At 58.7% G+C, this 19,095-nt stretch carries 17 protein-coding genes and 1 pseudogene; 8 read left to right on the top strand and 10 right to left on the bottom strand.

Annotated features, from left to right (window positions below):
* Positions 1–218 precede the first annotated feature (218 nt).
* The 3 genes from HYG82_RS33975 to HYG82_RS33965 all read left to right on the top strand — a co-directional run bounded on the left by HYG82_RS33975 (position 219) and on the right by HYG82_RS33965 (position 4,500).
* A complete protein-coding gene (locus tag HYG82_RS33975; RefSeq protein WP_179261550.1) occupies positions 219–1,832 on the top strand; it encodes an outer membrane protein assembly factor BamB family protein in 1,614 nt (537 codons plus the stop codon).
* 216 nt (positions 1,833–2,048) lie between these two features.
* Positions 2,049–3,713: an outer membrane protein assembly factor BamB family protein gene (locus HYG82_RS33970; RefSeq protein WP_179261548.1), complete on the top strand. Its 1,665-nt coding sequence runs from the start codon at positions 2,049–2,051 to the stop codon at positions 3,711–3,713.
* A gap of 286 nt (positions 3,714–3,999) precedes the next feature.
* Positions 4,000–4,500, top strand: a complete 501-nt coding sequence (locus HYG82_RS33965; protein WP_179261546.1) for a TspO/MBR family protein — start codon at positions 4,000–4,002, stop codon at positions 4,498–4,500.
* Between the two features lie 639 nt (positions 4,501–5,139).
* On the opposite strand, the gene HYG82_RS33960 is transcribed toward HYG82_RS33965, so the two are convergent.
* A complete protein-coding gene (locus HYG82_RS33960; RefSeq protein WP_179261544.1) occupies positions 5,140–6,030 on the bottom strand; it encodes a halocin C8-like domain-containing protein in 891 nt (296 codons plus the stop codon).
* Positions 6,031–6,220: 190 nt separating this feature from the next.
* Between HYG82_RS33960 and HYG82_RS44645 the strand changes: the two genes are divergently transcribed.
* Both HYG82_RS44645 and HYG82_RS33955 read left to right on the top strand, forming a co-directional pair.
* Positions 6,221–6,703: a PH domain-containing protein gene (locus HYG82_RS44645; protein WP_425495349.1), complete on the top strand. Its 483-nt coding sequence runs from the start codon at positions 6,221–6,223 to the stop codon at positions 6,701–6,703.
* 29 nt (positions 6,704–6,732) lie between these two features.
* Positions 6,733–8,172 carry a PH domain-containing protein gene (locus HYG82_RS33955; protein ID WP_235217691.1) on the top strand — a complete coding sequence of 480 codons (1,440 nt, stop codon included), beginning with the start codon at positions 6,733–6,735 and terminating at the stop codon, positions 8,170–8,172.
* On the opposite strand, the pseudogene HYG82_RS33950 reads toward HYG82_RS33955, so the two are convergent.
* The 4 genes and pseudogenes from HYG82_RS33950 to HYG82_RS33935 all read right to left on the bottom strand — a co-directional run bounded on the left by HYG82_RS33950 (position 8,167) and on the right by HYG82_RS33935 (position 12,884).
* Positions 8,167–9,401: pseudogene (locus tag HYG82_RS33950) on the bottom strand (MFS transporter). The gene HYG82_RS33955 and the pseudogene HYG82_RS33950 sit on opposite strands and share 6 nt — an antisense overlap.
* Positions 9,402–9,570: 169 nt before the next feature.
* A complete protein-coding gene (locus HYG82_RS33945; protein WP_179261538.1) occupies positions 9,571–10,155 on the bottom strand; it encodes a diacylglycerol/polyprenol kinase family protein in 585 nt (194 codons plus the stop codon).
* 109 nt (positions 10,156–10,264) lie between these two features.
* A complete protein-coding gene (gene glyS / locus HYG82_RS33940; RefSeq protein WP_179261536.1) occupies positions 10,265–12,037 on the bottom strand; it encodes a glycine--tRNA ligase in 1,773 nt (590 codons plus the stop codon).
* A complete protein-coding gene (locus tag HYG82_RS33935; protein ID WP_179261534.1) occupies positions 12,030–12,884 on the bottom strand; it encodes a CBS domain-containing protein in 855 nt (284 codons plus the stop codon). The genes glyS and HYG82_RS33935 overlap by 8 nt, the downstream gene beginning before the upstream one ends.
* 139 nt (positions 12,885–13,023) lie before the next feature.
* Here HYG82_RS33935 and HYG82_RS33930 point away from each other — a divergent pair, with 139 nt between their 5' ends.
* On the top strand, positions 13,024–13,179 hold the full coding sequence (locus HYG82_RS33930) for a DUF7556 family protein (RefSeq protein WP_179259075.1): 156 nt from the start codon (positions 13,024–13,026) through the stop codon (positions 13,177–13,179).
* Positions 13,180–13,244: 65 nt separating this feature from the next.
* On the opposite strand, the gene merB is transcribed toward HYG82_RS33930, so the two are convergent.
* On the bottom strand, positions 13,245–13,928 hold the full coding sequence (gene merB, locus HYG82_RS33925; protein ID WP_235217690.1) for an organomercurial lyase: 684 nt from the start codon (positions 13,926–13,928) through the stop codon (positions 13,245–13,247).
* Positions 13,929–14,004: 76 nt separating this feature from the next.
* On the opposite strand from merB, the gene HYG82_RS33920 reads away from it, so the two are divergent.
* Together HYG82_RS33920 and HYG82_RS33915 are read left to right on the top strand one after the other, a co-directional pair.
* On the top strand, positions 14,005–14,361 hold the full coding sequence (locus HYG82_RS33920) for a winged helix-turn-helix transcriptional regulator (RefSeq protein WP_235217689.1): 357 nt from the start codon (positions 14,005–14,007) through the stop codon (positions 14,359–14,361).
* 157 nt (positions 14,362–14,518) lie between these two features.
* Positions 14,519–15,037 (top strand): DUF7974 family protein, encoded by a 519-nt coding sequence (locus tag HYG82_RS33915; protein ID WP_179261532.1) that lies wholly within the window; start codon positions 14,519–14,521, stop codon positions 15,035–15,037.
* Positions 15,038–15,193: 156 nt separating this feature from the next.
* On the opposite strand, the gene HYG82_RS33910 is transcribed toward HYG82_RS33915, so the two are convergent.
* The 4 genes from HYG82_RS33910 to HYG82_RS33895 all read right to left on the bottom strand — a co-directional run bounded on the left by HYG82_RS33910 (position 15,194) and on the right by HYG82_RS33895 (position 19,095).
* Positions 15,194–15,352 (bottom strand): hypothetical protein, encoded by a 159-nt coding sequence (locus HYG82_RS33910; protein ID WP_179261530.1) that lies wholly within the window; start codon positions 15,350–15,352, stop codon positions 15,194–15,196.
* 218 nt (positions 15,353–15,570) lie between these two features.
* Positions 15,571–16,902 (bottom strand): ABC transporter ATP-binding protein, encoded by a 1,332-nt coding sequence (locus tag HYG82_RS33905; protein WP_235217688.1) that lies wholly within the window; start codon positions 16,900–16,902, stop codon positions 15,571–15,573.
* Positions 16,895–18,064 (bottom strand): ABC transporter ATP-binding protein, encoded by a 1,170-nt coding sequence (locus HYG82_RS33900; protein ID WP_179261528.1) that lies wholly within the window; start codon positions 18,062–18,064, stop codon positions 16,895–16,897. Before HYG82_RS33900 ends, HYG82_RS33905 begins: the two co-directional genes overlap by 8 nt.
* Positions 18,065–18,066: 2 nt before the next feature.
* Positions 18,067–19,095 carry an ABC transporter permease gene (locus HYG82_RS33895; protein WP_179261526.1) on the bottom strand — a complete coding sequence of 343 codons (1,029 nt, stop codon included), beginning with the start codon at positions 19,093–19,095 and terminating at the stop codon, positions 18,067–18,069.

Here is a 19,095-nt window from a genome sequence, read left to right as displayed (position 1 = left end):
ATACGCAGTGTAGCGCCCCTGGCCGCCAACTTGCGAAAAGACAATCGACCGGTCAGTTTCATCCTATAAACTCCATAATCGCTTCCAGGAACACTCTCCTGGAAATATACTCCGCCTCCCATTTCATACTGATTTATCACGTCCCGGTGCAGTTGCAGCGAAAACAAGTCAACGTATATATTTAATAGTAATAACGCTCACCGCGGACGACGAAGGTAATGAGAGACTGGCATCGCCGTTCGGTACTAGCGACCGGTGTAGGGCTTTCGGTCGGGAGTGGGTTCGCATCGGCCGGGCTGGGCGAGACCAATACTACGGGGGACTGGGTTGCCGATCTCCCGGACCCAGCAGTGAAGCCAAACCCTGCGATGGACGAAGACTGGGCGTCTTACGCCGGGAATGCCGGCCACTCACGATACATCGATGATGGATACGAATTCGACGGTGATGCGCTCGAGGCAGTCTGGTCCGTCGACCACGCGGGCCCCGTTGCTGTCGCCGACGAGACGGTGTATACGACGACTGCAACGGGCGTCGTCGCCTTCGACGCAACTGATGGTTCTCTCATCTGGGAGAACGCCGACGTCGACGCGACGACTCCTTCCGTTGTCGGCGAGACCGTCTACCTCTCCGGGGACGAAGTAGTAGCACTCGATCGGTCGGATGGCAGCGTTCGCTGGAAGACTGACTTCGAGGCTGACGAGTACCTCTCCGACCAGACGGTAGCGTACGACGGCGTCTACGTCGTCGTCGATGGAACGTTGTACGCCCTCGAGGCTTCCGACGGATCGGTTCGGTGGTTCATCGAATCGGTCACGGTCGGCTCCTCAGGAAACGGCGAGGCAGACGAGTACGAGTTTGTCACGTCCGCCGCTGCGGCGAACGGCGTAGTGTACGCCGCAACGGCGGGAGTCGCCCTCGCCCTCGAGCCCGAGTCCGGAAACGAAGTGTGGCGGAGCACTGTGAATTTATCGAACCGTGCAGGCGGCTATCAGTACGACCGGGCTCAAGCCACGACGACAGGGGCCGTCCTCGGACGATTCACATACAATCGTGTGAACGTCGTGGATGCGAAAACTGGTGCGGGACTCCGTCTCGGTCTTTCGGCGGGCGTCGACATCGCGCTCGGCGAATCGGTCTACGTCAGCGGAGACGACTGGGACCTCTTCGGTAAGTCTCTTGAGAACCCGTCTGACCGGCTCTGGGATATCTCTCTTCTCCATACCAGTGCCAGACCCGTTATCAGCGACGAGACCGTCTACGTCTATATCCCCGATGACTCGGTCCCGGACGGACAGTCGTCATCTGCGGACTACAGTGACGAACTCGTGGCCCTGAGCAAACGCGATGGGACCGAGAAGTGGGCCGTATCAGCCGACGACGTTCCAGTCGGAATGATTCGGGCGATCAGTGGGACGACCATCTACGTCGATCGAGGCGGCGGCCACGACGGCGACAACAAACTCGTTGCGCTTCGTGCGCAGACGGCGCGTCTCGATAAGGGGAGCGGAGACGGCGGACGCGCCGGAGGCAGTCACGGTAACTCAAGCGACGGCGGTAACGGAGACGGCGACACGAGCGATGACGAAACGACCGGTAATGAAACCGCTACAGGAAACGAATCCTCCGCTTCAGAAAACGCGATCGATGGCGACTCCGGCGGCGAGGACGAGGCCGGACCCGGCGGCGGAGATGGAGACGGTTCCGTATCGTCCGACACCGAGGATGCGGACAGTGCCGACGACGTGGCGGGCTTTACCACTGGTGCGGGAATCGTCGGTGGGGCCCTCGGTCTCGAGTGGCTCCGACGACACACTGACCCGGACGACTGAACTGAATTGCGATAGCCGCCGATCTCTCACCGGCAGGTGACCGTCGGTCGGACTTTTTCAGTGTATAAAATACACTATCGATACTGTTCGTTTTCTCTCACAATGTCGGGTTCTTCCCCCGTCTATTGCTGGTTTCAATGTTTTCTCTCAGTTGCAATTAAATCAAGTAACTGTATTTCATGGATAGTAAAACCGTCTCTTCCGAATGACGATTCGATGACAGATTGGGATCGACGTTCGATACTCGCGGCTGGTGCAGCCTTGCCCCTCGGAAGTGGGCTCGCATCGATCGGGATGGGGAAGTCGGGTTCGGCGGTGAACGGGCTCGACGATCTTCCAGATCCATCTCTGCAGCCAAATCCGGAGATGGACGAAGACTGGCCGTCGTACCTCGGGGATGCTGGCCACGCCAGATACGTCAAAGACGGGCCCGAAATCGACGGTGACGCGCTCGAGGTGGCCTGGTCCGTCGACTACGGCGAGAGCTATTCCGTTGCGATCGCCGATGAGACGGTGTATGTAACGACGGATGCCGGTGTCGAGGCCCGCGACGCCGCGGACGGCGCGCTCGTCTGGAAGAACTCCAACGTCGACGCTGGGGGCCCCTCCGTCGTCGGCGACACCGTGTACCTCAGCGGCGAACCAGTCGTGGCGCTCGACCGATCGGACGGCAGCGTCCGCTGGAAATACGATTTTGGCTCCGGGGCGGGGACAACAGTCGCATATGATGGTGTGTATTCCGTCGTCGATGGGACGTTGTACGCTCTGGAGGCTGCCGATGGATCTCTCCGCTGGAAAAAGGAGTCAGTCATGGTGACACCGTATGACTCCGATGAGCCGGAAGAATACGAGTTTTGTACCACCACTGCTGCAGCGAACGGGGTCGTCTACGCCGGTACACCGGGCGGTCTCCTCGCTTTTGAACCTGAAACGGGTGACGATGTCTGGAAGAATGGAAGGCCGATATACGATGGCTCCGGTATTTCCGCCACGGAGACTGCAGTCTTGGCCAAAGTATCACAAATCGAGACCGAAATCTACGATGCGCAAACAGGCGATTTTCTAAATGGAACTGGCTGGCAAGCACCAGCGCTCGGCGAAGAGATCTACGTTAGCGGGTGGGATACTGGTATCAACGGGGGTTCTATCAAGATGGACGGCGAATATGATTGGACGATTGACAAGCCACATCTCTATGGCCACGGTGTCATCAGTGGGGAGACGGTCTATTCTTATTTTACGAGGGACGGTGGACCTCCCAACGCTGAATACGATGAGGCACTGGTCGCTCTGAATAAATACGATGGCTCCGAGAAGTGGGTGCTATCCAAGGACGACATACCAGTTGGACATATCGATGCGATCAGTGGCGAGACCATCTATGTCGATCATAATAGGGAGGGCAAGCTGGTTGCACTTCGTGAGTCTACAGACGACCGCACCGGATCCGATGGCGAGGATACGGATCAGGATGCTACCGACGACGATAATGGAGCCGGTGGCGGCGATAATAGCGATAGTGGAGCCGGTGGTGGCGATAATAGCGATAGTGGAGCCGGTGGTGGCGATAACAGTGATCGAGAGACCGGTGGAAGCGACGGCACGGCCGACGAGAACGATAGTGGGGTCGGTGGAAGCGACGACACGGACACCGAGAGCGAGACCGGTGGAAGCGACGGCACGGCCGACGACAACGAGACTGGCGGTGACGATGCACCCACCGGTGACGGAACCGGGACAGGGAACGAACCGACTGATGCCGAGGATGACACCAAATCCGACGACGTCCCGGGCTTTACGACCGGTGCGGGGATTGCAGGAGGTGCCCTCGGCCTCGAGTGGCTTCGTCGGCGGGTCGATTCGGACGAACCGGCCGAGTAACAGGACGAGTTGCTCGTTGCCTCCGTGCAGTATCACCGATACTGTGCCAGCGCCGATACTGTGCCAGCGCCGATACTGTGCCAGCGCCGATACTGTGCCAGCGCCGATACTGTGCCAGCGCCGATACTGTGCCAGCGCCTGAATCGTGTGGATCGGCTGCTCGGTACCGTGCCGTTCGTCCCAACGCTGACCGTCCGATCACGATTCGCGGCGGTGGGTACTCTCAGGCGGTCCGTTGCTTGCTGACGTCTGCAGGGTATAAATTCGCTCGCAGCATACATCACATATGGATACTCGAGTGAGCACCCGCCGGCTCCCGGATGTTGAGTCCGTTCTCGTCGCGGTTGGATTCGTCCTCCTGATAAACGTCGTCGGCGGTCTCCCGGGGATTCTCTCGAGCCCCGACACCGCCTGGTTCAGGAGCCTCGCTAAGCCCTGGTTCTATCCGCCGACGATCGCGTTCCCGGTCGTCTGGACGGCTCTCTTCTCGCTTCTCGGCGTCGCGCTCTGGCTCGTCTGGCGTAGCGATGCCGACGGTCGTCGCCTCGCGCTGGGGCTGTTCGCCGTCCAGATGCTGTTCAACGTCGCCTGGACGCCCGCATTCTTCAGGCTCGAGGCACCGCTGGTCGCACTGGGGATCATCCTCGCACTCTGGGCGTTCGTCGTCGGAACCGTCATCGCGTTTCGGCGGGTCGACACGCGTGCTGCGGCGTTGTTGGTCCCCTATCTCGCGTGGGTGACGTTCGCGGCCGTACTGAACTTCGAACTCTGGCGGCTGAACGCCTGACGAAAGCGAGAACGGCTCGAGCCGATAGTCTCTGAGCAGTTACTGTTCTGCAGGCATAGGTAGCCACCGCGTCACCGGAACTGCGATGGCGAACCCAGCCACCATACCCCCTGTCTCGTCGAAGAGTCACCGATCGGCCACCACGCCGAACAGGACCCATCTCGCCGCGCCAATGGTCACGTAGATGGTTTACTGCTGTGCCTGCGAATTTCATCTAGGGTCGGTGCTTGAGGAAGTCGGTGTTCGAGAGACAGCGGCTTCGTGCCCCGTCTGCGGCTTCGTGCCCCGTCCATTACTGTAATTACTTATCGTTTGTTATCGCCGCGAACACGGGTTCGCGTACCGCGGTGAAAGCAGAATTAGCCTCGAGTGTATCGACTCGAGCGGAAAGCGTGTCTGTGTAACTATTCCCCCAGGTAACGGTGTGCTATAGCCAAACCGGATAAGATAGTCTGCTGTGAGAAAACGAGAGAAAACGTGGTGATAGATGCCGATGTTGACACTAGGGTGGAGTGCACGGAACAAACCATTCGTATAAGTAATTTGGTAAATTATATAATCCACCGTCTGAAATCGTACTTGTAGCTATTTATACTACATCGGAACGAAAGTGAGACAATAACAATATACGGTGGTGGATTACGTTACACGCTCAAAGATCTCTTGGCAGATCACAGCACCACCAACATGGCATCCCTTCCCTGAAATGACTTTCACGGCTAATGCACAAAATGCTAAACAAGCGGTGTAGCCAAAGGGTCCACTTGGACCAACCGCGCCACACGCAGGGACACACTGTGTTCTTGCTACATTGGAGCCGTATTTCTCACAGATCAGGGATATGATTCCAATACACACCTCCGTTCCAATAGTACCATGGAAGGATTGTGTGGATACACCTCCATGAGAGGTGCCTGGACTATTTTCATCTCCAGTTCCGTGAAGCGATTCTAAAGTATGTCGATCCACTATTTCGGATCCTTTTTTGTCGTCTGGTACGTGCTCAATAGCTTTCGTTCCGTGTTGAGCCCGATGCTGGATGGAAACGTTATTATTTCCATTCCTTGGGACAATTAATCCACGAACAACTACTAGTTCACGCCCAGCTGATTCTGAATCCGCAATAACTCCATAAATCAGTCCACCAGCGGAGTTACTTTCTTTTGACCCAACACCTATCAGGACAATCTCTGGATTCTTTTCTTCAATCCATTCGCTGTTTGTGGTTACTCGGAACGCGGTTACGCCTGCTACTTCTACTTCATACCTATTTTTGATATCGTTAACAAAATCCTCGCCGATTCTCGATTGCTTCACTATCTGCAAGCATTGGCTGGCTTGGTTATCAGATACCTGTTCCTGATCAAGGACCTCGAGGTCATTTATATTTCGTATATTCCCTCCCTCAGTATGGCTGGCACTACTGGGCCCACTAGCCGCGGTGAGACCGATCGTGGGAATACTAACGCCAGCACTCATCTTTAGCATCTTTCTGCGATTTAATTCATCCTCCTTACTTCCTTCCGACATCGCACCTAATTATTACTATAACTTGGTATTAAATCTTTATACTTGTACCAATTAATATTTGATGCAAAAATACTGTATAATACATGGGACAGGTCCAATTCTCCTAATTACGGCTGGTTCCTCGAGAAGCCAGTATCGATATTTTTAATCCAATGGGGATGAATAGAACATCTCAGAGCAGACAAGTTGAATGCCTTGCAAGCGTTTCCAGACAGATACTGTGATGAACAGACTTCATTCGCGTATCCAAATCCTATGGATACTGAAATGGCTATTGCTGGGGATTGGAATCGGAGTCGGAGTTTCAGTTCTCACGACTACGTTTTCAGTGACAGATCTGTCGACCCTCGTCATCGTATTTCTGTTTCTTATCGTTGGTACTATGCTGGCTGTCCTTCGATTCCGCAGGTTCCGATACGAGATTCGAAAGGATGGTATTCATTTACGACAAGGCGTGGTCACTATTCGAGATACATTCGTACCTGCTGATAAGATACAACATATCGATATCAACCACAGTCTCCTCGGGAGACCATTTGGACTCGTTTCGCTTCGAATCCATACCGCGGGCGTATTTGACGGCCAAATCACTATTCCTGGCCTTGATTCGGACCGTGCAACGGCACTCTCGAACCAGCTCAATCAATTGACCGATGACGGTAAGTCAGTATGAAGTTGAGTGTGTTATCCATTCCGGCCAGAGTGATTGAACAGTTCGACTTAACGCTTTTCGGTATACTCGGTGTTGTACTAACAGTAATTAATGATAGTCGGGGAATAGAGTCAGTCGTCGCTGGTACCAGGTCGCTACTCATAATCGCTTTCGTATATTTTACATTGCAGTTGATAGTTCAAACTGTTGAATGGTGGAACTTCGAAATCACCATCGAAGATGAATCACTTTCAGTTCGATCTGGCTTTTTCCGGATTCAACATCGTACCGTTCCATTTTCCCGAATTCAACAGTCCTCCACGTTTCGTACGCCAGTTAGCAGCCTTTTTGGCATAACTGCATTTGAGTGCGAAACCGCTGGCGATCCTGAGGAGGCAGAAGTAACGGCCCGGTATCTTGACACCGACGACGCTGCAGTTCTCCAGCAGCGACTCCCTACCACCCCTGACCAGACAGGAGATACTAACAAGGATAGTCAGGAGACCGTTTTTTCACTTTCTCCACGAGAACTCGTTCTTTTTGGGTGTACCCAACTTCAACTACGGACGGTCGCCCTGTCCATTGGTGCAGGGTGGCTAGTATTGTTTACCTCACTGGAGTCCCTTTCTAGTCCTCGATCGCTACTTATCGATCTGTTTAGTGGAATACTGCCCCTCTCACCAGGATTAATGCTCATCATTGTCGGAATCGGTGGCTGGTTGGTCGGGGCTGTGCTCTCAATCGAACGACTATTCGGGTTTCAATTGTCGGTAGAAGACAACAATTTCCGAAAGCAACACGGACTTATCAGACAGTACGACGCAGACCTGTCGCTCGCTCGAATTCAAGTGGCACGGATCAGAGCGAATCCACTGCATCGCGTTCTTGGCTTAGTACAGGCAGATGTCGGTACCGCCGGTATCTCGGGCTCACTCCCCTTTGGACTTCACTGGCCACTGGCACCGCTCGTTGAGACGCACATCGGCTGGCAACTCGTCGAACGTGCGATCGGTCGCGGCCGACCTACGTTGCAGTCTATTCCCACTCGCGCTCGACGACGCTATCTCGTCAGATACAGTTTTGGCACGCTCGCTCTGGCCGGTGGCACTGTCGTACTACGACAATTCATTCCAGCGCTCGACTTAATCCCACTCGGGATGTTTGGCGGTATTCTCGTCATCACACCACTTGCAGCACATGTTTCGTGGACTCACCGTGGCTATGAGCTGGCGGATGACTGTATCGTTGTCCGCTATGGCTTTTGGACACAACGGACCTACGTCGTCCCATACGACAATATCCAGGATATGACGATCTCTCAATCACCGTTTCAACGGCGGGTCGGGCTCATCTCAGTACGCCTTGATATCGCTTCATTACCGTTTCTTCCTGGAATTCGACTCTCCGATGTCAACGAATCGGTTGGAACTACGGTTCAACGACGGCTTCTCGATGAGAATCTTCCTGAAGAACCAGCGTGTCCATCATGACCATCTCGAGAAACTGGCGTGCTCCATCGCAGCTTCGGTAGCCACCGATTCCTCTGAGAGCTCGGGCAACCACCACGTCAACACCACCGGCACGGCGACGAATCCGGCCAGCATGACATACGCCTCGTCGAAGTAGCCCCCATCGGCGAGCGCCCCGAACAGAACCGGGCTCATCGCGCCGATGGTCATGTAGACGGTCCGCAGGAACCCCAGTCCCGTCCCCTGCATGTCCGACGGGAACGCCGAAGTCATGTACGGCAGCGTGATCGTGCCGTAGCCGAGGATGCTACTCAAGAATACGGTGCCGGCGACGATAGGCCAGAACCCCTCGAGAAACGGGAGCGCGACGAGCGAAAGAACGACGACGCCGAGGATGGGTGGCAGCGATTTCCGGATCCCGTATCGGTCGTACAACCTGCCGGTCAACGGCTGGACGACGATCCTCAGCGCAAAAAACGCGCTATAGAGGCCGGTTGCGACGGCCTGTGAGAATCCTTTGATCTGGATGAGTACGTCGGATAGAAGCCCGTAAACGCCTGCCAGACGCAGTACGTAAGGATCTGGATCGCCGCCACGGTGACGATGTCCGGTCGGCGCAGTTCGGAGACGACGTATCGGACCGTCTCGAGGGAGACGCTGTCGACGGCACTGGTCGTACTCGAGGCGCGTGCGGGAACGGCAAGTCGGAGGCCGATTGCCACGGTGGCGAATGCCGGTACGACGAGGCCGAACCCGTACTGCCAGGCAAACGCGGACGCGATTCCGCCTGCGGCAAGCGGCAAGAGCGTGTTACCGGCCTGGCCCGCAGCCATCGTCACACCGATCGCTGTGCCGTCGTTGTCGGGGAAGATGTTGGATAGTGTCGTGAACCGGGCGACGCCGTACAGCGCCGTTCCGAACCCAAAGGCCGCGGTCGCCAGATACACTACCGACGCTGAGCCGGCGATGGCAACGAGGCCGAGCGTTATCGCTGAAATCGCGGTGCTCGCGACCAAGACGTTCCCTTCGCCGAACCGGTCGGCAAGCAGCCCGCCGGGTAATTGACCCAGCGCGTAACAGAGCCAGAGGACGGTCAATAGAAGTCCGGTGGTCGTCAGGTCGAGGCCGTACGAGCTCCGGAGGTACGGCAGGAGCACCGGATACGCGAGCCGAATGCCGATCGACAGAAACCAGCCGGCTGCGACGGCGGAGAGGATCGCGCCGCGGCCGTCCGACAAGAACGCTCGCACGTTCGACAGTCGATTGGTCGCTCCCGGTTGAGACACGGTGGATGGTGTCGTTCGAGTACGACGATCGTGAGACCTACAGAACGGTACGCCCTTGCCGATTTCGGAATCGAATTCCGTTCCCCTCGTCACCAGCCGCGCGAGTTGGACAGCCGAATCGGCCGGCCACGCCCTACAGCGGTACAAATCTGAGCGCCAGAAACGCGAGACAGGCGGCGTAAATCGGGATCGTCAGGTTATCGTCGATGATGTACGTTCGAATTTCGAGGGTCACGCCGTCGGCGATCGTCGCGCCTAGGGCGGCGACCAGCGCCGCCGTAATCGGCAGGAACGGAATCGCGATGAGGGTCGAGACGAGGAACATCGTACCGAGTACTTTCGGTGGCTTGACTCGCTTGAGGGTGTTGTCGGAGACGGCTCCACTGATCGGGTCTCCCAGGGCGAGCATCAACATCGCAGGGAGGGCGATATCCGGTCCGAAGGCCACGACCACGGCGGCCATGCTGATCAGGTATAGCGCGTAGGCGGCGGGGTTGTCCTGTTCGTACTCGCGAGTGAGCACGTCGTAGAGCCGCCAGTCGAGTCCGACCCGAAGCCGCAGGAACTCGAGGACGAGCGCACCGCTCGCGAGGACGATCATGAGGGCGCGAAAACCAGCCCACGTCAGCCCTACCTCGGAATAGTCGGCGAGCAGATAGAGGGCGACCAGACCCGACCCGCTTGCATGGACGAGTCGCCGTTTCAGTTCGTCGGCCATCGTTTGTGCCTTAGTGGAGGTGACCTTCAGTCCGTCGGTTAGTTCTCCAGAGATCTATATATAATATAAAGGGAACCTGCCGGACGGGGCGACCCAACGGCCGCGACGGTTACTCCTCGAGATTGTCGAACTCGAGTTCGCCGGCTCGAATCGCCGACAGGGTTTCCGGCAGATCCTCGATCGGCAGTCGCTTCTGTGCGGTCGTGTCGCGTTCGCGGACGGTCACGGCTTCGTCTTCCAGACTCTCGTAGTCGACAGTCACGCAAAACGGCGTCCCGACTTCGTCCTGACGACGGTAGCGCCGACCGATATTACCGGAGTCGTCGTACGTGACCGACAGCCCCGCTTCACGCAAAGCCGCTGCGATCCCCGTGGCTTCGGTCTCCAGATCGTCGTCACTCTGTAGCGGGAAGACGCCGACGAAGGTGGGTGCGACTTCGGGTTCGAGTTCGAGGTACGTTCGTTCTTCGCCGTCGACTTCGTCTTCGCGGTAGGCGTGATGCAAAACCGTATAGACGAGCCGGTCGACACCGAAGGAGGGCTCGACGACGTGGGGCGTGATGTGCTCGCCAGCTTCCGTCTGTTCTTCGACCGCAAAACCTGTCGTTTCCACTGGAACGTCGTGGGTTTCGCCGTCGAGATCGATCTCGACGGTCTCTCCGTCGAACGCATCGCGATCCCGAGCCGCCAACTCCTCGAGCTTTTGGACCACAGTCTGGGCGTCGCCGCCGAACTCCGGCCCGAGGTAGCTCATATCCGGATCGACGGTGGCGCGTTCGACGGTCTTGGGTTCGTCGTACTGTTTGAAGATCGTGAACCGGTCGCCGGAGTGGTCTCCGTGTTTCGACAGATCGTAGTTGCCGCGGTGGGCGAAGCCGGCCATCTCGATCCAGTTGCCGTCGATCTCGCTTTCCGCGTCCCAGCAGTCGCTGGCGTAGTGGGCTCGCTCGCCCGAGAGGTGTTGGCGGTAGCGGAACCGATCCATGTCGACGCCGACCGCCTCGTACCACGGTTTCGCGACGCCGAGGAAGTACGCAACCCATCGGTCAGTGATGATGCCCTCCTCGACTGCATCGCCGATTGTCGTCTCGATCTCCGAGCCGTCCTCGTCGTTCTGCTCGTTGGCCGGATACAACGTGACCTCGACGTCTTCGACGGCGGAGAGATCCGGGTCGTCGGCTTCGGGGTCGATGAAGTACTCGAGTTCGGCCTGCGTGAACTCCCGCGTTCGGATTATCGAGCGACGAGGACTGATCTCGTTGCGATAGGCGCGCCCGATCTGGGTGACGCCGAAGGGAAGTTGGTTGCGCGCGTACTCCTTGAGCCGCGGGAACTCGACGAAAATCCCCTGTGCCGTTTCGGGGCGCAGGTAACCCGGCTGGGAGTCGCCGGGGCCGATGTTCGTCGCGAACATGAGGTTGAAGGCTTCGACGGCCTGCCCCGCGAGTCCCGCGCCGCAGTTCGGGCAGACGAGTTCGTACTCGGCGATGACCTCCTCGACTTCCGGAATGGGGAGGCTCTCGGCGTCTTCGTACTCCGTCTCGTCTTCGACGACGTGATCCGCCCGGTGGCTCTCGCCGCATTCCGGACACTCGACGAGCATGTCGTCGAACCCATCGAGGTGACCCGATGCTTCGAAGACCGGTTCGGGCATGATCGTCGGCGCGTCGATTTCCATGTTCCCTTCGGCGACCGCGAAGCGATCGCGCCAGGCCTCCTCGACGTTCCCCTTCAGCGCGGCACCCTGAGGTCCGAACGTGTAGAAGCCGCCGACGCCGCCGTAGGCTCCGGCGGACTGGAAGAAGTACCCGCGCCGTTTCGCCAGTTCGACGAGTTTCTCGCTCGTCGAGTCGGTCGGTTCGGCACGTTCGTGCTCACTCATAGAGTGCCTCCAGCAGATCCATGTCACAGACGATGCCGGCTAATTGCTCGCCCGTGACAAGCGGAATCTGTTCGATGTCGTTGCTGATCATTCGCTGTGCAGCCTCCTGGACCGACATTCCGGCCGAAACCGTAACGATGTCGTCGCTCATGAACTCCCGGATCGGTCTCGCCGGAATCTCGATGTCTCGCGTGGGGAGATAGCGGCTGCCGACGGCTTTGATCCCTTCCCACGACCATTCGTCGTCCTGATCGCCGAAGTTGTCCCCGGTCGCCTCTTCTCCCTCGACGATCCGGGCAACGTCGAGTATGTCGACCTCCGTGAGAACGCCGCTCATCTCTCCATCGTCGTCCAGCGCGACGGTGTAGGGAACGTTCGCGTAGGAGAGTTCTCGTTCGGCGACGGGAAGCGGCGTCCCCTCGTAGGTCGTGTTCACGTCCACGCTGACGTAGGACTCGACAGCCCCGTCCGTTTGCTGATCGCCGGCTGCGATCGCGTGAATCACGTCCGTCACCGTGATGATGCCCTCGAATTCGCCATCTACGACCGGAACCCGCCGCGCGCCCGAATCGACCATCGTTCGGGCGGCCTCCTCGAGTGCGGTCTCCGAGGTCGTCGTCGGCACGTTCTCCTCCATCAGCATGACCAGCTGGTCTTCGTCGGGCTGTTCGATGAGCGTCTCACGAGAGATCAGTCCGCGATACTCCGGGCCGTTGTCGGCCGGCTTGACGACCGGAACTGACGAAAACGATTGTTCTTGGAGATACTCGAGGACATCCGAACGAGTACCTGGCAGGTCAGCTGTCACCACGTCCTCGCGGGGCGTCATCGCGTCGGCTACGTTCATATCACCTCGGTACGGCGAAAATGAGTATAAACCCAGTGTTTCACGGACCGGCATTCGTTCGGATGCCGATCAGTATTTTTCCAGAACGATACGATTCGACGAATTTATATATGGGTGAGAGTCACTACCAAACATGGTGATGAAATCAGACGCAACGACTTCCGATGAAACGATCGTCGGTTCGATCGATTCGACGGCTGCAAGCGATGAATACGTCATTGCGGACATCTCTGCTGACGGAGCCTGGCTTTCCATGCAAGCGGACGACGCACCGGCTCTTCCAGCCTGGCGATAACTGAGCGACGAGGTTCTATCTTCAGGGAGCGAGGGGATCTCTACCCTGTCGGTCGAAGAAGGCCGTCAATCGACCAGCTCGGTCGCAACTGCAGTCGCGGCCGACAGCGGCATACCGACCGTCGCCGCCTGCGTTTTTGCCGCCCATCGCTCGTACGCGCGGCGTGTCGGGAACGCACGAACCGACGGACAGATTGCCGTGTATGCGTCCTCGAGCGTCGGTTCTCCGTCCGGTAGATGCGAGCCGTCGACTGTGGTTCCGAACGAGACGACCGCAGTCGACGGCGTTGCGGTCAGTTCACCGTCTCCCGTTGCGCGAGCCTCGATGTCCGTCCCGTCTGGGCTGACGGTGTGGATTTCGACCGGTTCCGATGCAATCTCGGCGAGCGCAACGGCGTCGTAGAAACACTGGAAGTCGTACCGGTCGCCGTCTAATTCCCCCCAGTGGTCCGTCTCCCCGTCGGCGTGACAGAGTTCGTCGACCTCGATCGCACCGCCAGTCCGTCGCCGAAGTTCGCCCGTCCAGTCCTCGAGGGTGGTGATCGACGCGTCACCGAAGAACCGTTCCATCGCTGTCCGGACGTCGCCGGGCAGCGGCGCCTCGGTAGGCGACGAATCGCCGAGCCAGCGGTCCCCCGGAGCGGTGGATCCATCCTCGGTTGCCGCTTCGTTTTCGGGTTCGCTCTCGATTTTTCCTTCCATCGGCCGGGTTTCAACTGTTCCACAACAGTCGCAGCTTTTGTTCGTCATACAATGTAACTTCGTTTCGCGAAGTACTTGTACTGTCGAGTCCGAAGTATTGGAGTAACTTCGGTGAACGAAAGATATGGCAGATGCAACCGATGATCGACTCGAGCCGTCCGATTCGCCCTGCGACGTCGACTGTTATTGTCGCCTCGACGGGCTCATGGAACTCCTCAGCCGGCGGTACGCGATGCAACTGATATGCGTCGTCGGCGCGATCGGGCCGGCCCGATACGGCGAGATCGAAGACGCTTTTGAAGACGTAAGCAGTTCTACACTCTCGAATCGACTCGACGACCTCGTCGATGCAGGGTACCTCTCTCGGGAACAGTTCGCGGAAATCCCGCCGCGCGTCGAGTACGCCCTTACCGACGAGGGCGACGAACTCTGTCGTCGGTTACAACCGCTGCTCGAGTGGGCCGCCGACCGTGAGCGATAACGATCGATCCGAACCCTGGCGGTCTCGAGACAGTCGCGTCCCGGCGGGGCGATGGACACGCGAACCGTTGCTTTTGCCCCTCTCGGCTCGTCGCATCCCGCATCGTTTGTTCGTCGCATCCCGCATCGTTTAGTTTACTGCGCTGGTCGATCCGTCCATGGGCCGTTCCCGATCCGGAGGCGGCACGGAACCGAACTCGATCGATAGGGCTTTGTTCGACGCCGACGGTCCCCGGCTATCCGTCGGTACCCTGCTCGGATCGTTCGTCCCGCCGTCGGTCGCCCAGCGTGCGATCGCCGTCTCCGTCGCGACTGCTCGAGACGTCTACGAGCGCGACGAATCGGTCGAGATCGTCGTCGAATTCAAAAACCGGCTCCCGGTTCCCGTCGAACTCCCGACGCCCCGCCAGCGCCGCTGGGGCTGGACCGTCGACGGTGACCTCGAGGCCAGCGACGAACGCCTGTACACTCGCGATCGTCCGTCGTCGTTCGACTTCCGCGCCGGTGAGAAAAAACGGATGTCGGTGACGTGGAACGGTCGTCTCGAGAGAGTACGAACCGACGGCCGACGCGAATCCGTGATCCCGGACCCGGGAGAATACGAGATCCGTGCGTTCGTCGCAACTCGCGAGGGGGCGACGCGACCCAGCGATTCGACGTCGATCAGGCTCGAATAGTCCAGCGTTCGGTCGTATCCGGTACCGATTCGAAATCCCGTCGTCGGTGTTCGACTGCTCGGGCGGTTCGGCGGTGACGAATTACGTGCCGGCTGTCCAGGATCGAGAGAAAAGTCCGTTACCGCGTCCGCGAACGTCGATCATCGATTCGAGTCCTCACCCTGTAAGGAAGCCACCCGGTGGAATGCGCGTCGTCGGGCGGCCGTCCTCGTTCGTCGACCGATCGTCGCCGAAGTCGGGGGAGTGTGCGATCGTTCGTCGTGCCTTTGCAAATCGCCGCGTGCCTGCCGTGATTGTGGCGAGTACTTTACTCATACATGAGTAAATAGGGCCGCCCGGTTACATAAGTATTTTCGAGATGAAAGATCGTGTGGTATAGCCAGTGCCGACCGTTGTTTGCGACGTCAGGAAAAGCAGCTTGACTGTCCATACGAAGCCGATATTCAGCCGGCTTATCGACACGTGGCCTCGGATCTCGGGACGAATTCTCAAATGTGTGAAATCAGTCATGAGATGAATTCGAATATCGCCGGTCACCTGTGCAGATGACACGCCGCGAATCGTTCGGCCGAGCGATCCGCCGATTCGAGATCGTATGCCGGTCTTTCCCGCGCACAGATACTTCGCTCGGCGAAGGATTCGAGCAACAGGTCGACTGCCGCGTCCCATCGCAGCGTCTCGTCGCCCTCGCCACTGTTCTCGCGATCAGTCGCGACGAGATCGATCGTCTCCTCGATGACCGTCCCCGCTTTGCCACTCGGGAGAGTGCTATCGAAGAACTCATCTTTGATTTCGGCGGCCGTCATCGGCTCGAACGTCCGACGCTTGACCGCTCGCACGAAGGCTCGCGTTTCCTCCCACTCGCCGTCAGCCCAGTCGTACTCGTCAGGTGCGATCAGACGCGGACACCGCGTTCGAAACCGACACCCGGAGGGTGGATCGGCCGGGCTCGGCACCTCGCCCTCGAGGACGCCTCTGGCCCCGTTTTCTCGCGGGTCCGGGACGGGTATCGAGTTGAGCAGTGCGCGAGTGTAGGGATGCTGTGGATTTTCGAATAGGTCCTCTTTGTCGGCGAGTTCGACGATGTGGCCGAGGTACATCACCGCAACGCGATCGGAGATGTGCCGAATGACCGAAAGGTCGTGGGCGATGAAGAGGTAGGTGAGGCCGAACTCCTCCTGCAGTTTCTCCATCGTATTCAGCACCTGCGCCTGGACCGAGACGTCCAGCGCGGAGACCGGTTCGTCGCAGACGACGAAATCCGGATCGACCGACAGCGCACGCGCGAAGTTGATTCGCTGGCGCTGGCCGCCGGAGAAGGCGTGTGGATGTCGGTTGTAGTGGCGCGCATCGAGTCCCACCTTCTCGAGGAGCTCTTTTGCCCGAGTCTCTCGACCCTCGTCGTCGAGCATGTCGTGAGCCCGCATCGGCTCGGTGATGATCTGACCGACCGTCATTCGAGGATCGAGCGACGACTGCGGGTCCTGAAAGATCATCTGCATGTCCGAGCGCGTCTGTCGGAGTTCCTCACCGCCGAGACTCGCCAGGTTCTCCCCCTTGAAGTAGATGTCACCGTCCGTGGGCTCGAGCAGGCGAAGAATCGTCCGCCCGAGCGTGCTCTTGCCGCAGCCGGACTCGCCGACGAGCCCGAGCGTTTCGCCGGGCCGAATCTCGAGGGAGACGTCGTCGACCGCTTTCACCCTGTTTCGGTCGACGCTGATCGGCGGAAACGCTTCCGGATCGAACTGCAGCCCCGCGATCAGTCCCGACTCCTGATCGAAGTACTTCGAGACGCCATCGAGTTCGAGCAGCGGGTCATCCCCATCGTAGCTGCTCCGTTCGTCCACCCGAATGCCGCTACTCACGTTCCTCACCTCCGGTCTCGTCGATGGCTGGGTTCGCCGTGAGTTCCGACTCGGCGTCGGTCGCCGATGCGCTGTCACCTCGATTCCCCATCTTCCCCTCCAGCGGTGGGCTCTCGGCGTAGCCGACGTCGAATCCGTCGTATTTTACGCAAGCTACTCGATGCGCCTCGCCGCCGGCATCGGCGACGGTTTTCGGTTCGGGATGGACCTGCTTGCAGACCCGTCTCCCATCCGGACAGCGCGGATGGAATCGACAGCCCGATGGCGGAGAAATCGCCTCGGGCATCACACCCTCGATCGCCTCGAGGTCGTCGACGGTCCGGTCGGGCCGAGGTATCGAGTCGAGCAAGGCGTTCGTGTAGGGATGTCTGGTGTCGTAGAACAATTCGTCGACGGTGGCCTGCTCGACGATCTCACCGAGGTACATGACGTTGACGCGGTCACAGATCTCTGCGACCACGCCGAGATCGTGGGTGACCCAGATGAAGCTCGTCCCGTACTTTTTCTGCAGGTCGTCGACGAGATCGAGGATCTGCCCCTCGACGGTGACGTCTAGCGCCGTCGTCGGCTCGTCGGCGATGATCAGACTCGGCTCGCAAGCCAGCGCCATCGCGATGAGGACGCGCTGGCGCATCCCGCCGGAGAACTGATGGGGGTACTCCTCGTACCGCTGGGTCGGATCGGGGATTCCCACCTCGCGGAGCATGTCGATTGCCGCTTCGCGAGCGTCGTCCTCCGGGAGGCCGCGGTTGAGTTCGATGAACTCCCGCAGCTGACCGCCGACTGTAAAGACGGGGTTGAGCGACTCCATGGGGTCCTGGAAGATCACTGCGATCTCGTTTCCCCGAATTCGGGTCCGTATCTCGTCGTTCGAGAGCATGTCGTGGCGCTCTCTGAGTTCGCCGTCGGGCCCCTCCTCGAGGCCGAAGATCGTCTCACCCTTGTACGTTATTTCGCCGGCGACGATCTCGCCGGGGTTCTCGATGAGTCGCATCAGACTCATCGAGGCGACGCTCTTGCCGGCGCCGCTCTCGCCGACGAGGCCGACGATTTCGCCTTCGTGGACTTCGAAGGAGATGCCGTCGACGGCGCGTACTGTACCGGATTCCGTGAAGAACTGTGTCTTGAGATTTTCGACGCGAAGGAGTGGTTCGGAACTCATGGTTACTCGTCAATTCGGGGGTCGAGGGCGTCCTGAAGGCCGTCGCCGAACAGGTTGAAGCCCATAATCGTGATCATGATCGCGATCCCTGGCCAGATCGAGAGCCAGATGTTCGAGTGCATGTACCCGTGTGAGGTCTTGAGCATCTGGCCCCAGTCCGGGGTCGGCGGCTGTGCGCCGTAGCCGAGAAACGAGAGACCGGCGACGATGAGAATCGTCACGCCGATCTGGAGCGTCGCATACACCAGCACCGGTGCGAAGCTGTTGGGAACGACGTGACGCATGATGATGTTCCTGTCCTTTAGGCCTGCCGCCCTGGCCGCTTCGATGTAATCCATCTCCCGGACGCTCAGCACCCGACTCCGAATAATGCGGGCGAAGACGGGCACGAACGCGATACCGACGCCGAGCACCGCGTACCAGATGTTCGCACCGCCGACGAAGACGGTGAAGACGATAATGAGGATCAGCGGTGGAATCGAGTATATCGTCTCGATGATACGCATCAGGATGTCGTCAATCCGACCGCCGTAGTAGCCGGCCACAGCACCGACGACCGTTCCGCCCGAGAGCCCGATGAACGTTGAGATGATCCCGACGAATACCGATACCTGTGTCCCGTAGACGATTCGAGTGAAGTAGTCCCGGCCGGTGTGGTCCGTTCCGAGCGGATGTTCGAGCGTACCGCCCGCCGGAAGCGGGTTCCACGACTGTTCTGCGAGCGGGAAATAGGGGGGCATGTGCTGGGTCCCCTCGCCCGGATCGGGGACGTACGTGGGGTGATCGAAGATCGGGAGGAGTTTCGCGAACGTAAAATCCGAGAGCACCCCGAACGTGAGCAGCGAGAGGTGACTGTCTACGAACGCGAAGATTGCAACGAACAGGACGACGGCGACGATGTACAGCCCCCAGCGAGCCGTCGTATCCCGACGCACTTGTGCGAGCGTGTATCGCCAGCCGACGCGAGCTTCGACCTCGTCTCGGTCGGTCCGATCTGTGCGTTTCTCGAGTTGTGAATCGCCTATTGCCAT

The sequence above is a fragment of the Natrinema halophilum genome, assembly GCF_013402815.2.
GTDB lineage: Archaea > Halobacteriota > Halobacteria > Halobacteriales > Natrialbaceae > Natrinema > Natrinema halophilum.
The sequence above is the reverse complement of the archived record's forward strand: the minus strand, read 5'-3'. Positions and strand labels throughout refer to the sequence as shown.

Excerpts from the sequence above, each read along its gene's own strand:
- HYG82_RS33975 (WP_179261550.1), top strand. The coding sequence starts at position 219 with ATGAGAGACTGGCATCGCCGTTCGGTACTAGCGACCGGTGTAGGGCTT.
- HYG82_RS33970 (WP_179261548.1), top strand. The coding sequence starts at position 2,049 with ATGACAGATTGGGATCGACGTTCGATACTCGCGGCTGGTGCAGCCTTG.
- HYG82_RS33965 (WP_179261546.1), top strand. The coding sequence starts at position 4,000 with ATGGATACTCGAGTGAGCACCCGCCGGCTCCCGGATGTTGAGTCCGTT.
- HYG82_RS33960 (WP_179261544.1), bottom strand. The coding sequence starts at position 6,030 with ATGTCGGAAGGAAGTAAGGAGGATGAATTAAATCGCAGAAAGATGCTA.
- HYG82_RS44645 (WP_425495349.1), top strand. The coding sequence starts at position 6,221 with ATGCCTTGCAAGCGTTTCCAGACAGATACTGTGATGAACAGACTTCAT.
- HYG82_RS33945 (WP_179261538.1), bottom strand. The coding sequence starts at position 10,155 with ATGGCCGACGAACTGAAACGGCGACTCGTCCATGCAAGCGGGTCGGGT.
- glyS (WP_179261536.1), bottom strand. The coding sequence starts at position 12,037 with ATGAGTGAGCACGAACGTGCCGAACCGACCGACTCGACGAGCGAGAAA.
- HYG82_RS33935 (WP_179261534.1), bottom strand. The coding sequence starts at position 12,884 with ATGAACGTAGCCGACGCGATGACGCCCCGCGAGGACGTGGTGACAGCT.
- HYG82_RS33930 (WP_179259075.1), top strand. The coding sequence starts at position 13,024 with ATGAAATCAGACGCAACGACTTCCGATGAAACGATCGTCGGTTCGATC.
- merB (WP_235217690.1), bottom strand. The coding sequence starts at position 13,928 with ATGACGAACAAAAGCTGCGACTGTTGTGGAACAGTTGAAACCCGGCCG.
- HYG82_RS33920 (WP_235217689.1), top strand. The coding sequence starts at position 14,005 with ATGGCAGATGCAACCGATGATCGACTCGAGCCGTCCGATTCGCCCTGC.
- HYG82_RS33915 (WP_179261532.1), top strand. The coding sequence starts at position 14,519 with ATGGGCCGTTCCCGATCCGGAGGCGGCACGGAACCGAACTCGATCGAT.
- HYG82_RS33910 (WP_179261530.1), bottom strand. The coding sequence starts at position 15,352 with ATGAGTAAAGTACTCGCCACAATCACGGCAGGCACGCGGCGATTTGCA.
- HYG82_RS33900 (WP_179261528.1), bottom strand. The coding sequence starts at position 18,064 with ATGAGTTCCGAACCACTCCTTCGCGTCGAAAATCTCAAGACACAGTTC.
- HYG82_RS33895 (WP_179261526.1), bottom strand. The coding sequence starts at position 19,095 with ATGGCAATAGGCGATTCACAACTCGAGAAACGCACAGATCGGACCGAC.